Raw genomic sequence first — 826 nt, 5'->3', positions numbered from 1 at the left:
GGGCGCGCACGCCGGTGCGCGCCGTGGCCGCGGCGCCGGCCCCCGCCGCGCCGCCGGTGACCGAGGTCGCGTTCGTCGAGCCGCAGCCCGAGCGCATCGCGCGCTTCGCCGGCGAGGAGGGGACGACCACGATGGCGGTCGGCGTCGTGCTGCGCGGCGGCGCGGTGGGCGACGACAAGTGCGAGCGCGAGCTGCCGCGCGCGCGTCCGGCGACGGCCGCGGTCTACCGGCCGGCCGCCGTGCGGCTCGGCGGGGTGCCGACCGGTCCCCGCCACGGCCCGGGGAGCATGCCGTACGTGCCCCGTTTCTGACCGTCCGCGGGTGACGCCGCCGTCCCCGCGCGGGGACGGCGGCCGTCGCCCGGCGAGGACGTTTTTCCGCCCGCGCCGCGGCGCTCCGTAGGGAGCCGTCGCGGCGCGTCGCGTGCCCTCCACGCGCACGGCCCCGGGCGCGACTGCGCCACGCGACCGCGCATCCGGGGCGCGACGCCAGAGCGGGAGGGACCCGTGCGAGGGATCGGCAGACGGCTCGGATGGACGGCGGCCCCGGTGGCGGCGACGCTGGCGCTGGCCGCGTGCGGCGGCGGGGCGAGCGGCCGCGAGGCCCCGCTCGACGACGCGCTGCGGAAGGACCTGCAGCTGGCGGCCGCGGCGAGCGTGGAGCTGGCGCAGACCGGCGACCGCGGCGCCGCGCGCTTCGTGAGCGCGGTGGAGGGGAACCCGCGCGCCGAGGGGAACGACGTGACGCGCCCGGACGCGCGCGCGACCACGCGCCACCGCGCCCCGACGCGCGGCGTGCGCCGGGTCGCCGAGTCGCGTCCCGCGCC

The 826-nt window shown here is 81.7% G+C and carries 2 pseudogenes; both read left to right on the top strand.

Annotated features, from left to right (window positions below):
- Positions 1–311, top strand: a pseudogene (locus PYV61_RS26075) (hypothetical protein); the annotation flags it as partial.
- Positions 312–506: 195 nt separating this feature from the next.
- Positions 507–826 (top strand): annotated as a pseudogene (locus tag PYV61_RS26070) (hypothetical protein); the annotation flags it as partial.

This window comes from Roseisolibacter sp. H3M3-2, from assembly GCF_029211165.1.
Classification (GTDB): domain Bacteria; phylum Gemmatimonadota; class Gemmatimonadetes; order Gemmatimonadales; family Gemmatimonadaceae; genus Roseisolibacter.
This window is presented reverse-complemented; position numbering and strand designations above follow the sequence as displayed.